This window comes from Chelativorans sp. Marseille-P2723, from assembly GCF_902809845.1.
Classification (GTDB): Bacteria; Pseudomonadota; Alphaproteobacteria; order Rhizobiales; family Rhizobiaceae; genus Chelativorans.
The window spans coordinates 102807-121791 of the sequence record NZ_CADDWI010000007.1; the positions used below are offsets into that span (position 1 = coordinate 102807).

Consider the following 18985-nt stretch of genomic DNA (forward strand, 5'->3'; position numbering starts at 1 on the left):
GATAGTGCGATTTTTGCGCCGCGAGAGGCTGCCGTTCAAGAAAAACGCTGTTCGCCGGGGAGAACGCGGCCGGCATTTCTCCCGGCGGCAAGGCTGGCGTGCCGTTCAGCCCGGTCTCGATCCCAGACGCCTGGTGTTCATCGACGAGACCTGGATCAAAGACCAACATGGCACCACTATGGCTGTGGACGAAAAGCCAAGCGCCTGCGCTCTAAATCTTCATCTCGGAGAGGAAGCTGTCTACCGCTGCGGCGAAATCTTGCGGGCATTCCACCTGCATCATGTGCGGCGCATTTTCGAGAACTGTCAGCCGAGCGCCGGGGATCCGCTCTGCAATCGCCTGTAGCACCGCCGGGGGCGAGGCGGGATCGTGCCGTCCTGCAATGCATAGGGTGGGAACATTGATCCGATGAAGGCGGGGTTCGATATCTACCTGGCTGATCGCTTCCCAGACGGCGTTCCAGCCGGCCGGATCATCGGCAAGCAGTCGCTGCCGCACGGCTTCCGCTCCCCCACTTTCGAGAAATGCCGGCGTGAACCAGCGTTGCAGCGTCTCGTCCACAATCGCTTCCATCCCCATCGCGAGCGCAGCGCTGCCTCTGGCAGCCAGCACGGGGCGCGCCTGAGGCGGAAGGGTGGCAGGGCAGCCGGCCAGAACCAGCCGCGATGCCGCTTCCGGATAGGCGAGCGCCAACTCCTGGGCGACCATGCCGCCAACAGAGAGGCCCACTATGGCGGCCGGCAGAAAATCCGCCTGCTTCAACGTGTGGTAAACATCCCCTGCATAGTCGGCCAGCGTCATGCCGGCGCGCGCGGGCGACGAGGCCCCATGACCTGCCAGGTCAAGCCGCAAAATGCGAAACCGCGGCGAAAGCAGGGCAGCGACCTCGTCCCAGCCCGTTAGGTCAAGCCCGGCAGGGTGAATGAGGACGACCCTCGGTCCGGAGCCACTGATTTCATAGTTGAGCGTTTGGGGCGTCACGACCTCCTCCTCCCGGCCATGTTCCTAGGTGCTGTAATTGGTGAAGTTAGCAGTGCCCGCTCGGGCCCGCCAGTCGGTTACCACATTGACGAGCGCGACACGCCCCTTGGCGACCTCGGCCGCCGCCCGTTCGAGAGCGGGCCGGATACCCTCCGGCCGCTCCACATACTCCCCATAGCAGCCGAAGGCCTCTGCCATCTGGTCAAACCGAGTATAGCCCAGGTCGCGGCCGGGCTTCTTCCGTTCGGGATCCGCAGTCCAGCCGCCATTCAGGCTGATAACGATGAGGACTGGCAGCTTGTGGCGAACTGCCGTGTCGATTTCCAGCCCATTGAGTCCGAAGGACCCGTCGCCGTGGAGCACCACTACATCGCGCTCCGGCGCTGCCGCCTTCGCACCGAGCCCGAAAGGCAAGCCGACGCCCATCGTCCCGAAGGGCCCAGAATTCAGACGATGACCCGGACGGTAGCTGGGAATCGTCTGCCTGCCGTAGTTCAGGATCTCCTGACCGTCCACGCACAGAATTGCATCGCGAGAGATGAAGTCGCGGATCTCCTTGCACAGCCTGAGCGGGTGGATCGGCGTTTGATCGCTGGAAAGCGATGCTTCGTGCTTTTCTTCCTTGCGCCGGTTTTCCGCAGCAAGACGTTCCCGCCAGGGGGCATAGCGTTCGGGGTCCAACTTGCCTTCCGCCGCGCTGCGCAATTGGTTAAGCACTTGTCCGGCGTCTCCGACCAGTCCCGCTTCAAGGCGGAGCGAGCTGTCGATCTCTGCCGGATCTATGTCGATCCGAACGAGCCGCGCATTCTCGGAAAAGCGCGGTGGCTCGCCATAGGAGAAGACGTAGTTGAGCCGCGTTCCCGCAACGATCACGAGGTCTGCTTCGCGAAACGCCGCTGAGCGCGCAAGCGGAAAGAAGAAGTCGTGATCCTCGGGGATGACACCACGCCCCTGCGGGGTGGTGTAGAAGGGGATGCCCGTTGCCTCCACGAAGGCCTGCAGGACTTCGGAAGCTTGCGACCAGATGATGCCGCTACCGGTCAGAAGCAGCGGACGCTCGGCCTTGCCAAGCAGTTCGACAACCCGCGCTATCTCTGCGGGGTCGGCCGCCGGCTTCGCCTGCGGCTGCTTCCGCGGCCAGCGGACGGAAGCCTCGTCCACATCTGCGTAAAGCACGTCGCCCGGCAGGTCGAGATAAACGGGGCCGGGCTTTCCGGACGCCGCAATGCGGAAAGCACGCGCCACATATTCGGGAATGCGGGCGGCGTCATGAACACGCTCGGCGAATTTCGTTACCGGCTTCATGATCGCAAGCTGGTCGATTTCCTGGAAGGCGCCGCGTGCATATTGGCCAATCGGGCTCGACCCACCAAAAGCGACGACAGGGGCACAATCGATCAGCGCATTGGCAAGGCCGGTGGAAAGATTGATAGTGCCCGGACCAGACGCGGCGACGCAGAAACCGGGTTTTGCCCGTATGCGCGCATAGGCTTGCGCCATCATCGCCGCTGCCTGCTCGTGGCGTACGTCGATCATGCGCACGCCCTGCGCCGTGCACGCTTTGATCGCGTCATTGGAGGGGCCGCCCATGAGGAAGAAGCCGACGTCACTCCCTTCGGCTGCCACTGCCTGTCCGAACAGCTCGTATCCCTTGACCATCGCTAATACCCCTTTCCCGTTCCATCCTTGCCGGACTGCCCGCTCTTCCAGCCTGACGGATAGCCGGGGCCGTTCGTACGGCTAGTTGGCTAATTGGTATGCTATAGTTGAGCGGCCATCTTGTCGACATAACATATATCTACAGACAGTACATAAGCATATTCAGAGAAAACAGCCTATAACTGTCGACAGAAATGGAGCGCGGGACAATGATGATGCTGCTCAACGGCAGCCTCTCAGATGCAGACGTTTGTTCTGCGAGAGAAGCCGTTCAAAGCCTGGGATCGTAGGGCGCGTAGGTGGTGGCAAGATCCAACGCGTCGGCAAAGCGCCCCAGCCGCGGCAGCAACACACCGATGGCGATTGGCGCATGCGCCTCGACCAGTACGTAATGATCGGCGCTCTCGCTGCAGGCGAACACGCGCAACCTGGTAGTCTCCAAGTGCTTGCCGAAGGCCTCGCGCAGCGTGGTGACCAACTCCGCTTCCCCGTTTCCGGCAATTCCATGAAAACGCAGGACCATGAGGCGGGAGGCGCGTCCGGTGAGGGCGTTACCTGGTTCGATCTGCCGGCCGATCCGCCGGTCGACTAGGACGCGGCTGGTGACACGCTTTGTCCAGGGGCTGGATGATTCGCCTGAGACTGCTTTGTAGGCTTCGCTGTCCAGTACATCTGGCCTTTCCAGATCGTACATTGCCAGATAGCGGGGATGACCATCGACGCTGACAAAGCGGCGCGCCGAGAGAAACCCAGGCACAGCCAGCCGTTCCGGCACATGTTCCGTATCATACCATTCGTTGAATTCCTCTTCCATCGCCGGCGGCGGCTGCATCATGACAAGGAGAAAGCCGTATTGCGCGTTGTCCATCTGCTCCTCACCTCATTCTTACAGGCGTTGTTGGTGATTGCTTTCCCTGTGCGGCTCAACGTTTGCTGCGCTGGCCACGTTTGCTGGTCGCTTCCTCCGCGGCGAGGAAGCCTTCGAGCCGCTTCAAGGCGCCTGCGATGTTGGAGCGCATGATGGCCTGGGCAAGAACGGGGTCGCGATCACGATAGGCCTGAAGGAGATAGCTATGGTCGCGGCAGGACCGCTCGATGCCTTCCGGCCGTGACAGGCTGAGCTTGCGGAAGGAAAGCGAGCGCAGGTGAAGGGAATCCAGTATGCGCGTGACCACCTGATTGTTGGCTATCCTGTTGTTTTTCTCGTGAAAGTCGGTGTTGCTCCACAAATACGCGGAATAGTTCCGTGCCGCGCAGTCGGCCTTCATGATTTCAAGCTGGTCTGCAAGTTCGTCGATCTGCTCGGGCGTGGCCGTAACGGCAACCTTGGCCACAACCAGTTCCAGCAGCGCGGAACGGGTGTGATAAATGTCACGCACCGCTGAGGCGTTCCACTTCATGACTCTCGGGCGCCGTCGCGGCGGAATGTCGACAAGGCCTTCCTTTTCCAGAAGCATAAGGGCTTCGCGGATCGGCGTGCGGCTGGTGCGGTACTGGGTGGATAGGTCAACCGAATTCAGGTCCTCGCCTGGCTGCCGGATGCCCTCGATGATCTCGGCACCAATCTCGCAGGCAAGCTCCGATACGAGGGATGGCCGGACATGCCGTTGCGCCACGACGCGGCGTACCATAGCCGCAGCGTTGCGGAAGGATTCTGTGCGTTCCGCGCCGTTCTCTACCCATTCCGGCCGGAATATGGTTTCTCCGGAGGGACGGTTATCGTCGTCTGGATTTTGCATGGCTATTTCCCCGCAGTTTCCTCCAGCATCGCTAGCGGCTCATCAGGTGTGCCGCGCTTTTCTCCCGATTTTCCTCCGGTTGCATATGCGCTGTCCAGTAATCTCACTACCTTGGCCATATCACTCAGATCTGCGACCGGCGGAAGGCCTTCCCGCAAGCGTCGCACGACGTCGCGCACGAATTGAGGATATATCTCGATGTTGGTTGTCGTACCGGCGATGCGCCGGCGGTTTCCGGCCAGATCGCAAATGTCGATTGCGCCGGGCCCGGTCGCGGTGAAATAATGGTTCTCAGTGCGCACGGAGAAGTGCATGTCAAAAATGCCTGTAGGAGCTGGATATAGATAACCCGTCTCAACGTGGCCAAGCGCGCCGCCATTGCGAAGAGTCACGGCGGCAAAGTCCTCGACGTTACCTTCACCGCTGAAGTTCATGAATTCTGCGGAGGAAACGCTTGTATCGTCCACGGAGGTCAGCACCTGCATCAGATCGAGAAAATGCACGCCAAGATTGGTAAGGGAGCCGCCGCCCGCTTCTTGCCGGTCGAACATCCACTCGCAGCCTGCCTCACGGTAGCGCGAGGTAAGCCCCGCAATGAACTTGAACCCGGCATAAAGCACTTTCTCGCCACCTGCAGTTTCACGCACCGCCTGCATGAAGCCGCTGGAACGGAAGACAAGGGGCACGGCTGCAAAGACCCCGGCTTTTTCGGCTTCCCGTGCGATGCCTTCGACCTCTCCTGCGCCGATGCCTGCCGGCTTCTCGATCACGAAAGGAATACGCTCGCCGATAAGATAGCTGGCGGACTCGGCCATGGCGGAGTGCTTTCCCAGCACGAATGCGAGATCCGGGCGGGCGGAGGCGCAGAGCCGCTCAAGACTGGTCTCAGATATGCATCCGTACCGATTCGCAAGCGAGGCCGCCACCTGCGCATCGGGATCGCAAACGCCGGAAAGCTGGACGCTCTCCAGCCGCAGCAGCGGTTCGAGGTAGAGCGGCGTATGCCAATGGCTTACGCCAGCGAAGACAACTTTCATGGTGCGCGGATCTCTTCCTGTTGGCACGAGATTGCATTGTCGAGGGACAAGTGTCGACTTTTTGGGGCGTTGTTGCAAGCGCTTTCGTGGCGCGACGTTTGTCAAGAGGACGCTTGTCGTTCTTGCGGATCGCGGAAGATGGCTGGTTTCTTGTGTGGACGAAACTTCTTGCGTTGAGGGAAGAAAAGTTTGGGTGACCCAAGAGGGAGAATTCCGACTTGGGCAGGATTATAGAAAGTCGACACTTTAGCAATAATGCGCAATATTCACGCTGCCAACCTCCGTCTGGAGTGTCGAAGAATCATCATAAGGGAGTAAAGGATGAAGACCTGGCTGGTGACGGGCGCCTCGGGTGGCTTGGGAGCGGCAATCACAAAAGCAGCGCTGCACCGCGGCGACCGGGTGGTGGTCAGTGCGCGGAATATTGAAGGCGCTCGCGCGCTTGCGAGGGAAGTGCCCGACAGGGCACTGGCCGTTCGGATCGACGTAGAGGATTCCCAAAGCATCAGCCGGGGGATTGAGGAGGCCCTCGCCTGGGCAGGGCGGATAGACGTGCTCGTCAACAATGCCGGTAGAGGATTTCACGGCGCAGTGGAGGAGGTGAGCGACGCGGAGGCACGTGCCCTATTCGAGACTAATGTCTTCGGCCTGCTTTCCGTGACCCGCCCTGTTCTTGCCCATATGCGTGAAAATCGCACTGGGCATGTCATCAATATCGGATCCATGGCAGGATTGGCTTCGGGCGCTGGAACCGGCATCTATTGCGCCACGAAATTCGCCCTGGAGGGAATATCCGAAGCAATGCACGCGGAACTTTCGCCCCTGGGCATCAAGGTGACGATTGTGGAGCCTGGTCCGTTCCGTACGGAATTTAATGGCAGTTCCATTCGTCAGGCGGCGCGCTCCATTCCCGACTATGAGAGTACAGCAGGCGAGCGAATCGCGGCGTTGCGCGCGTCCAACGGCCACCAGCCAGGCGATCCCGCCAAGGCGGCAGAACTCATCTGCGACATTGCAGCCATGGATAGCCCGCCCTTGCATCTGGTGGTCGGCGGAGCCGCCATTGAACGGGCGCAAAGAAAGCTGGAGCAGCTCGGCGCCGAGATTGCCGCCTGGGAAGAACGCAGCCGCGCCACCAGCTTCAGCAGTTGATTTTCTTCAGAGTGTGAAGATATGGGATGGGAGAGGAAACATTGGGGAACGGGAGAAGTGACGGTGAAGACCGTCCCATTCGCACAGAGGAACTAGGGTCAGCCAGGATAATCGTGCTCGACAGGCCAAGGGCGCTTAATGCGTTGAGCCAGGCCATGGTGGATGCGCTTGCCGAAACGCTCGGCAACTGGCGCCGGGACGCTTCGGTAAAGTCAGTCATCCTAAAGGGCGCGGGAGACAGAGCTTTCTCTGCAGGCGCTGACGTGCGGGCGATGTGGGCTCATGCCCGCGCGGGCGAATACGATGCCATCGAGGACTATTTCGCAGCCGAATATGCGCTCGACCTAGCAATTGCGATCTATCCGAAACCCATATTGTCGATTGTGAACGGCATCTGTTTTGGCGGTGGCATGGCGCTTGCGGTCCACAGCCGATACTGCGTGGCGGGGGAGGGAGCGAGCTTCTCCATGCCGGAGACGCTGATCGGCTTCTTCCCCGATGCCGGAGCGACGTATTTCCTTTCCCGTCTTCCAGGAGCCATTGGCCGTTATTTGGGCATGACGGGTGCCCGGCTGAGCGGAGCGGACGCCGTGCATCTCGGCCTTGCCACCCACTACGTACCGGGCAAGGACCATGAACGAGCAGCGCAGGCTTTTGCAGAAGGCGGCGAATCTGCCCTTGCTGAATTGACGGTGCCGCTGCCGCCTTTCTCCCTGGCGCCCCATCGCGAGGCGATCGATGCCGGTTTCAGTGCTGACACGGTGGAAGGCGTATTCGAACGCCTGCGTGCGCAGGATACCGAATGGGCTCGGCAGACGCTGGACGTACTTGAGCAGCGCTCCCCGGCCTCGCTGCAGTGGACTCTCGAAAGTTTGCGGGCCGGTAGAGGGCGGACGCTCGAAGAATGCCTTGCAGCGGAACTTGAACTGGTTCGCGTCTCCACCGCCCATCTCGACTTTGCGGAAGGTGTCCGGGCCGCTCTTGTGGACAAGGACCGGCAGCCAAATTGGCAACGCAGATAGAACCGGCAGCGCATCATGCGCCGGCTGGCCTCAAGCGGTCGCTCAACCCTTCGCAAGGTTCGATATTGCAACTTTCTCCAAGGGCGTTCCGTGTCCGGTAATTAACCTGGCTCTCGTCCTACGGGATAGGCTAAACGCCGCCGAGCTAGAGCACATCCGGTTTAATATGGTGCATATTTTAATATGGTGCATATCCGGAAGCTTGAAGCAATTTCGCGCATTCTGTGGAGTGAAGCGGCCGAGGATCGAGGCGATCGTGTCCCTAGGGCAGCGATGTTCTTTCGGCCTTTGCGCGCAGCAGCCCTTTAGAGCCTGCAGGCGCGACGCACGCCTAGTCAATGTCTACCGAACAACCCATGCGGTACGCCATCCTCCCGCGCTCATTGTTCTTCCCATCACCCACCTGCGCCAAAGCGGACCCTGAAGCACCCGCCAACGCAAAACGTCACATCTCAATCGACTCATCGATAGCGAGGCGTGCTCCAGGCTGGTCCTGCCTCTTGCGGTCAAATGCTTTCTGGCTCCTGGAAGACCACGTTGCGCTTCTTGCGTAGTCCAGGCAGCGCCATCAATACGAGAGCAAGAAGCGAACAGCCCAATAGGCCGGCACTGATCGGCCGTTCGATGAATATCAGAGGGTCGCCTCGCGAGATGATCAAGGCGCGTCGGAACTGCTCTTCCAGAAGCGGTCCGAGGACAAAGCCCATCAGCAGTGGTGCTGGTTCGAAACGCAGCCGCATCAACGCGTAGCCCATCAGCCCGAAGAAGGAGACGAGCACCACCTCCACCGTGGAGAGCGAAACAGCATAGACCCCGACCATGCAGAAGGCGATGATGGCGGGAAACAGGTATCTGTAGGGGATGAGCAACAGTCTTACCCAAAGCCCGATCAGCGGCAGGTTTAGGATGACGAGAAAGATGTTGCCGATCCACATGGATGCTACCAGGCCCCAGAAGAGCTCGGGATTGCTTGAGATCACAGTCGGTCCTGGGCGGATGCCCTGGATGATGAGCGCCCCGATCATCAGTGCCATGACCGGATTGGCCGGCAGGCCGAGCGTCAGCATGGGAATGAAGGAGGTCTGAGCGGCAGCATTGTTTGCCGATTCAGGTCCCGCTACGCCTTCGATCGCCCCATCTCCAACCTTGACCGGCCCCTTTGCGAAGCGCTTTTCCGCGGAATAGGACGCGAAAGAGGAAAGCGTCGCACCCGCTCCGGGCAGGAGTCCGAGAAAAGAGCCGATGGCCGTGCCTCGAAGTATGGAGGGCGTCATCAGGCGGAAATCCCGCAGCGTGGGGAAGAGACCTTTCACGCGAGTCGTGGTCAGGTCCTGCTGGGTGGTATTCTCCAGATTGCGGATGATCTCACCGATGCCGAACAAGCCAACGGAGATAACGACAAAGCTGATGCCGTCTGCCAGCGCCATGTAGCCGAATGTCAAGCGATGGCTGCCTGTGTACAGATCGGTGCCTACCATCGACAGCATGATGCCTACGATGATCATGGCGAGCGACTTCAGTACCGGACCGTGCGCCAGGGTTGAGGAAGCAACGAGCCCGAGCACGATCAGGGCGAAATATTCGGCTGCGCCAAAGCGCAGCGCCAGATGCGACAGAGGAAGGGCAAAAAGAGCAATGAGAAAGGTCGCCACCGTACCGGCGAAGAGCGAGCCGAGCGCGGCTGTGGCGAGTGCGGGACCCGCGCGGCCCTTCTGCGCCATCTTGTAGCCGTCTATCGCCGTAACGACGGAAGAACCTTCCCCCGGAATGCGTACCAGAATGGCGGTGGTCGATCCGCCATATTGCGAGCCGTAATAAATGCCGGCCAGCATGATGAGTGCAGGCAGCGGATCGAGCGCGAAGGTGATCGGCAGAAGCAGCGCTATCGTGGCTGTTGCGCCGATCCCCGGCAGCACCCCGATCGCCGTTCCGAGAATGGCACCCACGAGGCAATAAAGAAGATTTTCAAATGAGAAGACAGCGTTGAAACCGATGCCCAGGCCTGCCAGTATCTCCATCAATCCTGTCCCGATATGTTGTTGCGCCTCTTCCGGCTTGCCTCAGGGCTCAGAACGCAAGCAATGGGCCGAACATCTGCAGCGGCAGGCCGAGCATCCATCGGAAAAGCGCAAGGCAGAAAAGCACCATGGCGAGTGAGACGCCGAGCGCGCCGACCAATGTTGTCGTGCGATTGGCGAGTGCGGCGGCGAACACGGAAACACCCAGCGCCGGGGCAAGGCCTAGCGGCACGACAATAAGCGCGAAGATGAGTGGGGCAGCCGCAACCAGCAGGATGCCGCGCAGCGGTACCGGCCCGCCCGCTTCGCCCGGGTGCTCCTCCTCTTCGCTCGAAGGGTCTGCCCTAAGGGCCTGGACGGTCATTGCTACGCCGAAAAGAACCAGAAGCCCCGCGAGCATCATGGGAAACAGGCCTGAGCCTATTCCCAGTGAACTCGTCATGCTCAGATTGCTGGCTGCGAGCGCATAGACGCCCGCAAATGCCAGCAAAGTGAGCCCGCCGGCGAAATCGCGTTTGAGCATGCTTTCTCCTCCAGCGCCCCGGCACGATCCGCCCTATTCGACGCGAATACCCGCAGCTTCGACAATCTCGCCCCAGCGCTTTGTGTCCGCGATGATGAGATCGCGCAATTCCTCTGGCGAGGAGGAGACTGGATCAAGGCCGCTGTCGTGATAACGGTTGATAACCTCTTCATTGGCAAGAGCGGCCTGCGTAGCCTCGCTCACCTTCTGGATGACCTCGTCAGGCGTCCCGGCCGGAGCCATGAGAGCACCCCAGGCAGCCGCCTCATAACCTTCAAGACCCGCCTCCTGCATCGTTGGCACATCAGGCAGCGTCCGGTTTCGCCGCGAGTTGGTCACCGCAATGGCGACCAGTTCGCCAGATTCGATATGCGGCAGTGCGGAGGGCGGTGAGTCCATCACCATGTCGACCTCACCGGACACCACGGCCACGCGGGCTTCCGCCGAACCCTTGTAGGGCACCTGACGCATTTCAATGTCCGCCATCATCTCCAGCATGACCGCGAACATCTGCACGGAGGAGCCGATCCCGGCCGATCCATAGGAAAGTTCTTCCGGCTTTTCCTTCGCCAGGGCGATTAGTTCCTCAAGCGTATCGACGCCGAGCGAGGGACGGACCACCAGCACGTGATCGACCTCGAAGGTCTTTGAGATCGGAACAAGGTCTTCCATCACGTCGAAATCCGTTTCGTAAAGATGCGGATTCGTCGTCATGGTGCCCATGGTCGCATAAAGCAGCGTGTAGCCGTCTGGGGCGGCAGCGGCGCCATAGGCCACGCCGATATTACCCGCGGCGCCTGTACGGTTTTCCACGACCACGGACTGGCCGAGCTCCTTGCTGAGCTGGTCGGCGAGGATGCGCGCGGAAACGTCAGTCGCTCCGCCGGGTGCGAAGGGGACGACGAGCGTGATGGGCTTGGATGGCCACTCCTGAGCGGCCGCAGCGCCGGTCAAGATGCAGGCGGCGGCCGCGAGACCAAGAAAAGTGCGACGAACGATCATTGATTCCTCCCTGAAAGAATCCTGTTACAAAATGGGCTCCAGTTGCAGCCGCCCATAAATGCATCATATCTGACCGAGTGGAGTTGTCGACACTTTTGATGAAGTGGTGCCCCTAAGAATCTGGCATGTTCCCGCACCGGAGGGGAAAGTGTGCTATGCTTGGACTTTGAACCAGGCGCTGACCGGGCGCCCCGCGCGGAAAGGCCCGTACTATGGTGGCCCACTGGGCGGAGCCGGAAGGCCGTAGCGCGCGCAATGACAGGCGTAACCGTGTCTTTCTTTGCCTCGCATGCCTTCCACGAAATCTTCCTTCGCGCGATGGTGGCTTTTACAAGCTATCCTGAAAAGCAGACTTTACGGCGACATTCACCATCTTTATCGGCTCTCCGCTCTTGCCTGTAAGTTCTGGCGGATGAGAAAAAAGCGCTCTCCCTCGGCGGAGCGTTCATTTTAAGTGTCGACATATTTATAAAAGTGGATCATTCTGAAGTTTCGGCTGTCCCAGCGGGGCCATGCGAAACGTGGTGTGGCGGGGGCCTGCGCTGCTAGTGATCGAGCCGAGAGAAGCGGCGCCTGCGGCGCAAAGTTCAGGAACGAGGCGGATTTCCGCCTCCGGCAAATCGGCGGCAATCGGCGCAAGTGTGCTCGCGTCGGCTACCATGGCGCTGCCGTGGTGGGAGGAAACGGGAGAAGAGTAATGATAAGCAGGTATTTGGCCGCGTTCCTTGTGGCGATGGTGGGAGGCTATGCCCACGCCCAGGATGCGAATGCGGATGTTGAGGGGCCGCGCTATGGCGGCACCTTCGTTGCGGCAATCGCCGGCGAACCGGGCGGGCTCAATCCGGTGCTCTGGCAAGGTGCGGAGCCGCAGATATCGACTTCGCCCATATTCGATCCGCTCATCCGGCTGGACATGGATGCAAATCCGACGGGCGTGCTTGCCGAGTCGTGGGAGGTCTCGGAAGACCGTACGACGTTCACCTTCAATCTGCGCGACGGCGTCACCTGGCACGATGGCGAGCCCTTCACCTCCGAGGATGTGCTGTGGACCTTCCTTGGCACGCGGGATGATTACATGCCCCACCCGCGCTACCAGTCGACCCTCGATACGCTGGTGGAGAGCTACGAAGCGCCTGATCCCGACACCTTCGTAATCAAGCTCAAGCACCCTTACGCACCCTTCCTCACCGTCTTCGGGGCGTCCAACTACGCCATGCCGATCGTGCCGAAGCATGTCTATGACGGGACCGACATCGCCAATAACGAGGCGAACTGGGCGCCCGTCGGAACAGGCCCCTTCAAGTTCAAGGAATGGGTGCGAGGCAGCCATATCGAATTGGTTCGTAATGAGAACTACTTCATCGAAGATCAGCCGCGTGTCGATTCCTTCATCATCCGCATCATGCCCGATGAAACAGCGCGGCTTCTGGCCCTCAAGCAGGGTGAGGTCGACTATCTCTACTACTATGCAGTCGCCTACAACTCGATTCCTGAACTGCAGAATGATCCGAATATCGTTGTTACGAGCGATGGAGCCGGTCTTCAGGGCCTCATCGAAATGTTCCACTTCAATCTGAAGCAGGAACCTTTTGACGACCTGCGCGTGCGGCAAGCCTTTGCCCATCTTCTGGACCGCGAGCTCATCAACCAGGTTGTCTATTATGGGCTGGCCCGACCGACTGGAAGCGCAATCGGCAAGACGGTGCCCTTCTGGAACGAGGAAGTGCTAGCCACATACGACAAAGGCGGCCTGGAGGAAAATATCGCTGAGGCAGAGCGTCTACTAGATGAGGCCGGATACACGCGTGACGCCTCTGGCAACCGCTTTGAAGTGACGTTGCTCTACATGAGCGGACGTCCTTATGCGGGCAAGGTTGGAGAGGTCTTCAACGACAATCTGAGCAAGGTCGGCATCCGCATGACCACGCAGCCGATGGATCGGCCTGCCTTCATCGAGCAGACCCACACACGGTGGGACTACAAGATCTCCGAGCAGCAGTTCTCGTCCGGCCCGCATCCCTATCTTGGCCTGCCGCGCTATCTGCTGTCCTCCCAGCACCAGCCCGGGATCTACCCCGCAAATGCAATGGGGTATGAAAATCCCGAGGTAGACAAGCTGTTTGAGGAGTCCACGGTGGCTTCGGGTCCGGAGGAAGAAGCCAAGATTTGGGCTGAGGTGCAGCGCCACCTTTCGGAAGACCTGCCGATCCTGCCGATCGTGGAGATGCCCTATACGAACATTTATCGCGCTGAATGGAAGGATGTGTTCTCCAGCATCGACGGTGTGTTCGACGTCAGCCGCACAGTATGGTCGGTAAACGGCAGCCCAAATCGCTAGATCGGCCCGCGTGATTTCTTCGGCGCCGGCGAACACTTCCACGTGGATCCGGCGCCCAAGGATTATGAAACGCAATCGCTAACACCGGGATGTCGAGACAATAATGATGCCGCCCCGCTTAGCCCACGCTTCCGAACGATGCCTGGCGTCTGTTCCAGCGCGGATGCGCCAGGAAATGCGCTGTCTGCATGAAGACGAGGCTAGTGCGCGATGAAGAGTACGTCCGTCGCCACGCTGGCTTACGTGATTCGGCGCTTGTTCCAGGCGATACCGCTCATCCTTGGCGTCATCGCCATAAACTTCACCCTTATCCATCTTGCCCCGGGCGACCCGGCGACTCTTCTGGCCGGCGAGTTTGCCAGCCCGGAAGCCGTTGAGCGGCTGCGGGAGGAGTTCGGGCTGAACGATCCGTTCTATAAGCAATTCCTGACCTATCTGGGTAAGGTCGCGACGGGAGATCTGGGCTATTCCTACCGTTTCCGTGCTCCGGTGCTGGATATCGTATTGGATCGGATCCCCAATACGCTTCTGCTTCTTTTCGTCTCCTTCGTTCTGTCGATGATCGTGGCCGTAGTGCTTGCCGTGCTATCGGCTCGGCGGCCGAACTCGCTCTTCGACAATGTGGCTTCCAGCCTTGCCATGGTCGGATATGCTCTGCCCATGTTCTGGCTCGGCATGATGCTGATCCTGGTGTTCTCCTCCCAACTCGGCTGGCTCCCGACGGGCGGGATGTATTCCCTGCGGGGAGAACGCACCGGGCTGGCGATGGTGCTCGACATGGCGCGCCATCTCGTCCTGCCTGCGACCGCCTTTGCCGCCTATTTCATGGCAATGGCCTATCGGCTCACGCGCAGCAAGCTCATTGAAACGCTTCGCGAGGACTATATTCGCACTGCCCATATGAAGGGGCTGAGCGAGAGGGAGGTCCTCTTCCGCCATGCCCTTCGCAACTCGCTCGTGCCGGTGATTGCGGTAATGGGGCTCGACCTTGGCGTCATGGTCGGCGGCGCGGTGGTCGTCGAGACTGTGTTCACGTGGCCCGGTGTCGGACGGCTGATGTATGACAGCATTCTGGCACGCGACTATCCGCTTTTGCTCGGTATCTTCGTCGTCGTCTCCTTCGGCGTCATCATTATCAATCTTCTGGCGGACCTGGTTGCCGCCCTCGTCGATCCGCGGATCATCTATGACTAGCAATCTCGTCAGCACTGCCGCACAGGCGCCGCAATCGGCGGTATCCGCACCGTCCCGCCGCAAGCAGGCTGCATTCCGCCTCTTTCTCAGGAAATATGCCGAGAACAGATCCGCTCTCGTCGGTGTCGCGCTTGTGCTGCTGCTCGTAGTTGTCGCAGTGGCCGCTCCGCTTCTGACGCCTTTCTCCCCGCGCACCCTCGGTAATGTCCCGCTGCAGCCGCCAAGCCTCACCCATTTCATGGGTACGGACGATCTTGGCCGTGACGTGTTTGCCCAATTCCTCTATGGCGGGCGCGCATCAGTGCTGGTGGGCGTTGTGGCGGCGACGATATCCACCGTCATCGGCGTGCTTCTGGGCGCGGTCTCCGGTTATTGGGGTGGATGGATCGATGACATCATCCAGCGTGTCACCGAAATGTTTTCGATCATCCCCCGCTATTTCCTCGCCATGGTGACCGTCGCCATCCTGGGCGCCAATCTCTTCAACGTCATCGTCGTGATCGGCCTTCTGAGCTGGCCGGCGGCCACCAAGCTGACGCGCGCAGAATTTGTTACCCTGAAGACGCGCTCCTTTGTCGATGCGGCAAAAATGAACGGCGCCAGCTCCTGGTCCATCGTGTTCAGCGAAATCCTGCCCAACGCCATGCCTCCTATCATCGTCCAGACAATCCTCACCATTTCCGTTGCGGTGCTGATGGAAGCGACCTTAAGCTTCCTGGGCCTTGGCGATCCGAATCTGGTGAGCTGGGGGCTGATGCTCAACAAGGCACAGAGCTTCCTGACCATCGCACCCTGGATGGCCATCTTCCCGGGGTTGGGCATCTCGCTGTTCATCCTGGGCCTTAATCTGATGGGTGACGGGCTTAATCAGGCGCTTAACCCGCGCTTACGCCGGGAAGCCAAGGCATAAACAGGAAGGAGCGAGCATTGACCGGGACTCTCTTGGAGAGCGAGACCGAGGCAACCGTGAAGGCCCGCGACCTTCTGGAAGTCGATCGCCTCGCTGTGCATATCGATACCTACCGCGGCACCGTGAAAGCGGTGGACGGCGTTTCCTTCCGCATCGGGGAGAAGGAATCCGTCGGCATCGTCGGAGAATCGGGAAGCGGCAAGAGCATGACCGCGCTGAGCCTGCTGCGCTTCACGCCACCTGGGGCGCGCTTTGCTGAAGGCCGCATCTTGTTCGAAGGGCACGACCTTGTCCGGCTGTCGCAGGAACAGATGCGCTCGGTTCGCGGCAATCGCATCTCCATGGTTTTTCAGGACCCCATGACCTTCCTTAATCCGCTGATGAAGGTCGGTGACCAGATTGCAGAAGGTCTGGTGAAACAGGGCGTCGGCCGCAGGCAGGCTCGGGAGAAGGTCATCGAGGCGCTGCGCCAGGTGCGCATGGCCTCGCCAGAGGATGTGGCCGATCAGTATCCGCACCAGCTTTCAGGTGGCATGCGTCAGCGGGCGCTCATTGCGATGGCGATCATCCGTTCGCCAGCGCTGCTCGTGGCCGATGAGCCAACCACCGCACTTGACGTGACGGTGCAGGCGCAAATCATCAATCTTCTGCGCGAGATCAAGGAGGAGCACGGTCTTTCGCTGCTCCTGATCACTCATGATCTGGGCATCGTCGCCCATGTTTGTGACCGCATCTATGTCATGTATGCCGGGCGCATCATGGAGGAGGCCGACGTGTTCTCCCTGTTCCGCGACGGCAAGCATCCTTATACGCGCGGCCTCATCGCTTCCGTGGCCTATGAAGATCAACCGGGCGGTGCTGTCAGCTTCATCGAGGGCAGCGTGCCCAGCCCCATTAATCCACCGGCCGGTTGCCGCTTCCAGACCCGTTGTCCGCACGTCATGCCAGTCTGCCGCGAAAAGCAGCCGCCGCGGACACGTATTTCCGATACGCAGGCGGTCTATTGCTGGCTTTACGAGGAGGAGGGCAGGGATGGCTGACATGACCACGGCTCCCGACATTCTGAGCGTCGAGAATGTCAGCCGGCATTTCACCCTCAGTAGCGGCCTTGCCTCCCTGCTGACGGGCGAACAGCGCGTATTGCATGCGGTCGACGGCGTGTCCTTCAGCATCCGCGCGGGGGAGACCTTCGCAATCGCGGGAGAAAGCGGCTGCGGCAAGTCAACGCTCGCGCGGCTCATCTGCCGCCTCGATTTGCCAACGGGTGGCGCTATCCGCTTCCTGGGCGAAGACACGGCAAAGCTCGATCGAGAGGGGATCAAGCGGCTTTATCGGAATGTGCAGATGGTCTTTCAGGACCCTATGGCTTCGCTCAATCCGCGCAAGTCGATCCACAGCATCCTGTCCCGCCCCCTTGCCATACAGGAGGGGCTGTCGGGCGCCGAACTGAACCAGCGCGTCCTGAACCTGCTCGAAGACGTGGACCTCAATCCGGCCGCCGAATATGCGCAGCGCTACCCTCACGAACTGAGCGGCGGTGAGAAACAGCGCGTTGTGATCGCACGTGCCGTGGCGCTGCGCCCCAAGCTCGTCGTTGCGGACGAGCCCGTCACCTCCCTTGACATGTCGATCCGTGGCAAGATCCTTAATCTGATGCGTGAGCTGCAGGAAAAATATGGGCTCGCTTACATGCTGATCACGCATGATCTGCGGGTCCTCAGGATCATGTCTTCGCGCGCAGCGGTGATGTATCTGGGGCAGGTGATGGAGATGGCGCCCACCAAGGCGCTCTTCGGCAATTCCTATCATCCCTATACAAAGGCGCTCTTTGCCGCGGAGATGGTACCGGATCCGGCTTCGGCACACCGCACCCGGGGCGAACTCCTACAAGGAGAGGTGACTTCCGCCGTGAATCCGCCTTCCGCCTGCCGCTTCCGCCAGCGTTGTCCGTTCCGGAAGGCCCGCTGTGATGCGGAGGCACCGGTTCTAGAGCAAGCCGGGGAGGAACACTGGGTCGCCTGCCATTTCTGGCGCGAAATAAGCGCGAACTAGCTGCATGGGAAGTGCCGCCTTCCGGAAGAGCGTTCTTTAGGTGGTTGGTCCACTGCGCTCTCCATTAGTGGAACAATGACGAAAGATAGGATTTTAGATCCTAACAGATTGAGAAAATAAACTAGATCGGTTGATATATCTTGCGCGTTGAAGCTGCGGGAGAGTACCAAGCAGTGACGCCGCTAATCAGATACTGCCCGTCTCTTTCTACGCCCGCGCTGATAGGGGACCTGCCACCGGTTTGATCGGCAAGTGCTTCCTTCGGCACCTGTTTTGGAAGACCGGTTATTTCTCGATGGAAACCATCTTCGAAGGTCATCCTCTTCTGCTGACGGGATGATGCATTAGTGGCAGACGCAGGGGTAAGGAGGCTGCAATGCATACGGCGCCGACAAGCGCGATGACGCTCCCCACCTATAACGATGTTCTGGCCGCACATGAGAGAATCGGTCCGTATATTCACCGCACGCCCGTGCTGACCTCCACCTTCATGAATGAGCGGACAGGCGCAGATCTGTACTTCAAATGCGAGAACTTCCAGAAAGCCGGAGCCTTCAAGGCGCGTGGCGCAGTGAACGCGGTCTTTTCGCTTCCAGAGGCGGCAGCCGCAAAGGGGGTTGCAACCCATTCTTCCGGCAATCACGCACTTTCCCTTTGCTATGCCGCTGCGCGCCGGGGCATCCCGGCGAGGGTTGTCATGCCCGCAACGGCGCCTTCTGCCAAGAAGGCGGCGGTTCTTTCCTATGGCGGGCAAATTGTGGAATGTGCACCCTCAATGGCCGCGCGGGAAGCCGCAGCCGCCCGCATTATCGATGAGACGGACGCCGATCTTGTCCATCCCTACGACGATCCGCGGGTAATAGCCGGCCAGGCCACCGCGGCCAGGGAACTGGCCGAGGACATCGCTGATCTCGACGCCTTCATCGCGCCAATCAGCGGTGGCGGCCTTATTTCCGGCTGCTGCCTTGCACTGTCGGCGCTTTCGCCGATGACCGCTATCTATGCTGCGGAACCTGATAATGCCGCCGACGCCCATGAATCATTGAAGGTCGGCCGTATCGTGCGGAAGGAGGCGGGCGAAACGGTTGCTGACGGGCTGAAGGCGTGTCTCAGCGAACGCACCTGGCATTTCGTTTCCCGGCATGTGGCGGACATCCTCACTGTGACGGAAGCTGAAATCATAGAAGCAATGCGGCTCGTCTGGGGACGCATGAAGATTGTTATCGAGCCATCGAGCGCGGTGCCGGTCGCGGCCCTGTTGAAGAATCCCTCCATCTTTGCGGGAAAAAGGGTCGGCATCCTGATCAGCGGAGGCAATGTGGACCTCGACCGGCTGCCCTGGCAGTAACCTCATCGG

17 protein-coding genes are annotated in these 18985 nt (G+C 60.0%); 8 read left to right on the plus strand and 9 right to left on the minus strand.

Translation table 11 applies throughout. From position 1 onward, the window contains the following. Positions 1-211: 211 nt before the first annotated feature. The 5 genes from HUS57_RS00525 to HUS57_RS00545 form a co-directional block, all read right to left on the minus strand. Entirely contained in the window at positions 212-982 is a 771-nt protein-coding gene (locus HUS57_RS00525; protein ID WP_173930983.1) for an alpha/beta fold hydrolase, read from the minus strand. A gap of 24 nt (positions 983-1006) precedes the next feature. After that, positions 1007-2641, minus strand: a complete 1635-nt coding sequence (locus tag HUS57_RS00530; RefSeq protein WP_173930984.1) for a thiamine pyrophosphate-binding protein — start codon at positions 2639-2641, stop codon at positions 1007-1009. 271 nt (positions 2642-2912) lie between these two features. Beyond that, positions 2913-3509 (minus strand): DUF4286 family protein, encoded by a 597-nt coding sequence (locus HUS57_RS00535; protein ID WP_173930985.1) that lies wholly within the window; start codon positions 3507-3509, stop codon positions 2913-2915. 55 nt (positions 3510-3564) lie between these two features. Then, positions 3565-4380 carry a GntR family transcriptional regulator gene (locus tag HUS57_RS00540; protein WP_173930986.1) on the minus strand — a complete coding sequence of 272 codons (816 nt, stop codon included), beginning with the start codon at positions 4378-4380 and terminating at the stop codon, positions 3565-3567. A 2-nt stretch (positions 4381-4382) separates the two neighbouring features. Then, a complete protein-coding gene (locus HUS57_RS00545; protein ID WP_173930987.1) occupies positions 4383-5417 on the minus strand; it encodes a Gfo/Idh/MocA family oxidoreductase in 1035 nt (344 codons plus the stop codon). A 321-nt stretch (positions 5418-5738) separates the two neighbouring features. Between HUS57_RS00545 and HUS57_RS00550 the strand changes: the two genes are divergently transcribed. Beyond that, a complete protein-coding gene (locus HUS57_RS00550) occupies positions 5739-6569 on the plus strand; it encodes an oxidoreductase (RefSeq protein ID WP_173930988.1) in 831 nt (276 codons plus the stop codon). Between the two features lie 26 nt (positions 6570-6595). Then, entirely contained in the window at positions 6596-7591 is a 996-nt protein-coding gene (locus HUS57_RS00555) for an enoyl-CoA hydratase/isomerase family protein (RefSeq protein ID WP_210256037.1), read from the plus strand. A gap of 506 nt (positions 7592-8097) precedes the next feature. Here HUS57_RS00555 and HUS57_RS00560 read toward each other — a convergent pair. The 3 genes from HUS57_RS00560 to HUS57_RS00570 are packed head-to-tail and all read right to left on the minus strand — an operon-like array spanning position 8098 to position 11134. Continuing rightward, a complete protein-coding gene (locus HUS57_RS00560; protein WP_173930990.1) occupies positions 8098-9609 on the minus strand; it encodes a tripartite tricarboxylate transporter permease in 1512 nt (503 codons plus the stop codon). Positions 9610-9658: 49 nt separating this feature from the next. Continuing rightward, entirely contained in the window at positions 9659-10132 is a 474-nt protein-coding gene (locus HUS57_RS00565; protein ID WP_173930991.1) for a tripartite tricarboxylate transporter TctB family protein, read from the minus strand. A gap of 33 nt (positions 10133-10165) precedes the next feature. Beyond that, the gene (locus HUS57_RS00570) at positions 10166-11134 is read right to left on the minus strand and encodes a tripartite tricarboxylate transporter substrate binding protein (protein WP_173930992.1); all 969 of its coding nucleotides are present in this window, start codon (positions 11132-11134) and stop codon (positions 10166-10168) included. A 697-nt stretch (positions 11135-11831) separates the two neighbouring features. Here HUS57_RS00570 and HUS57_RS00575 point away from each other — a divergent pair. The 5 genes from HUS57_RS00575 to HUS57_RS00595 all read left to right on the plus strand — a co-directional run bounded on the left by HUS57_RS00575 (position 11832) and on the right by HUS57_RS00595 (position 17628). Continuing rightward, positions 11832-13472, plus strand: coding sequence for an ABC transporter substrate-binding protein (locus tag HUS57_RS00575; protein ID WP_173930993.1), 1641 nt, complete (start codon positions 11832-11834; stop codon positions 13470-13472). A gap of 210 nt (positions 13473-13682) precedes the next feature. Continuing rightward, positions 13683-14666 carry an ABC transporter permease gene (locus tag HUS57_RS00580; RefSeq protein ID WP_173930994.1) on the plus strand — a complete coding sequence of 328 codons (984 nt, stop codon included), beginning with the start codon at positions 13683-13685 and terminating at the stop codon, positions 14664-14666. Then, positions 14659-15576: an ABC transporter permease gene (locus tag HUS57_RS00585; RefSeq protein ID WP_173930995.1), complete on the plus strand. Its 918-nt coding sequence runs from the start codon at positions 14659-14661 to the stop codon at positions 15574-15576. Before HUS57_RS00580 ends, HUS57_RS00585 begins: the two co-directional genes overlap by 8 nt. A gap of 17 nt (positions 15577-15593) precedes the next feature. Beyond that, complete coding sequence (locus HUS57_RS00590) at positions 15594-16616, plus strand: ABC transporter ATP-binding protein (RefSeq protein ID WP_246727674.1); 1023 nt, start codon at positions 15594-15596, stop codon at positions 16614-16616. After that, complete coding sequence (locus HUS57_RS00595) at positions 16609-17628, plus strand: oligopeptide/dipeptide ABC transporter ATP-binding protein (RefSeq protein ID WP_173930996.1); 1020 nt, start codon at positions 16609-16611, stop codon at positions 17626-17628. Before HUS57_RS00590 ends, HUS57_RS00595 begins: the two co-directional genes overlap by 8 nt. Positions 17629-17749: 121 nt before the next feature. On the opposite strand, the gene HUS57_RS00600 is transcribed toward HUS57_RS00595, so the two are convergent. Continuing rightward, positions 17750-17947 carry a hypothetical protein gene (locus tag HUS57_RS00600; RefSeq protein WP_173930997.1) on the minus strand — a complete coding sequence of 66 codons (198 nt, stop codon included), beginning with the start codon at positions 17945-17947 and terminating at the stop codon, positions 17750-17752. Between the two features lie 57 nt (positions 17948-18004). On the opposite strand from HUS57_RS00600, the gene HUS57_RS00605 reads away from it, so the two are divergent. After that, positions 18005-18976 (plus strand): pyridoxal-phosphate dependent enzyme, encoded by a 972-nt coding sequence (locus tag HUS57_RS00605; RefSeq protein ID WP_246727675.1) that lies wholly within the window; start codon positions 18005-18007, stop codon positions 18974-18976. Positions 18977-18985: the final 9 nt, after the last annotated feature.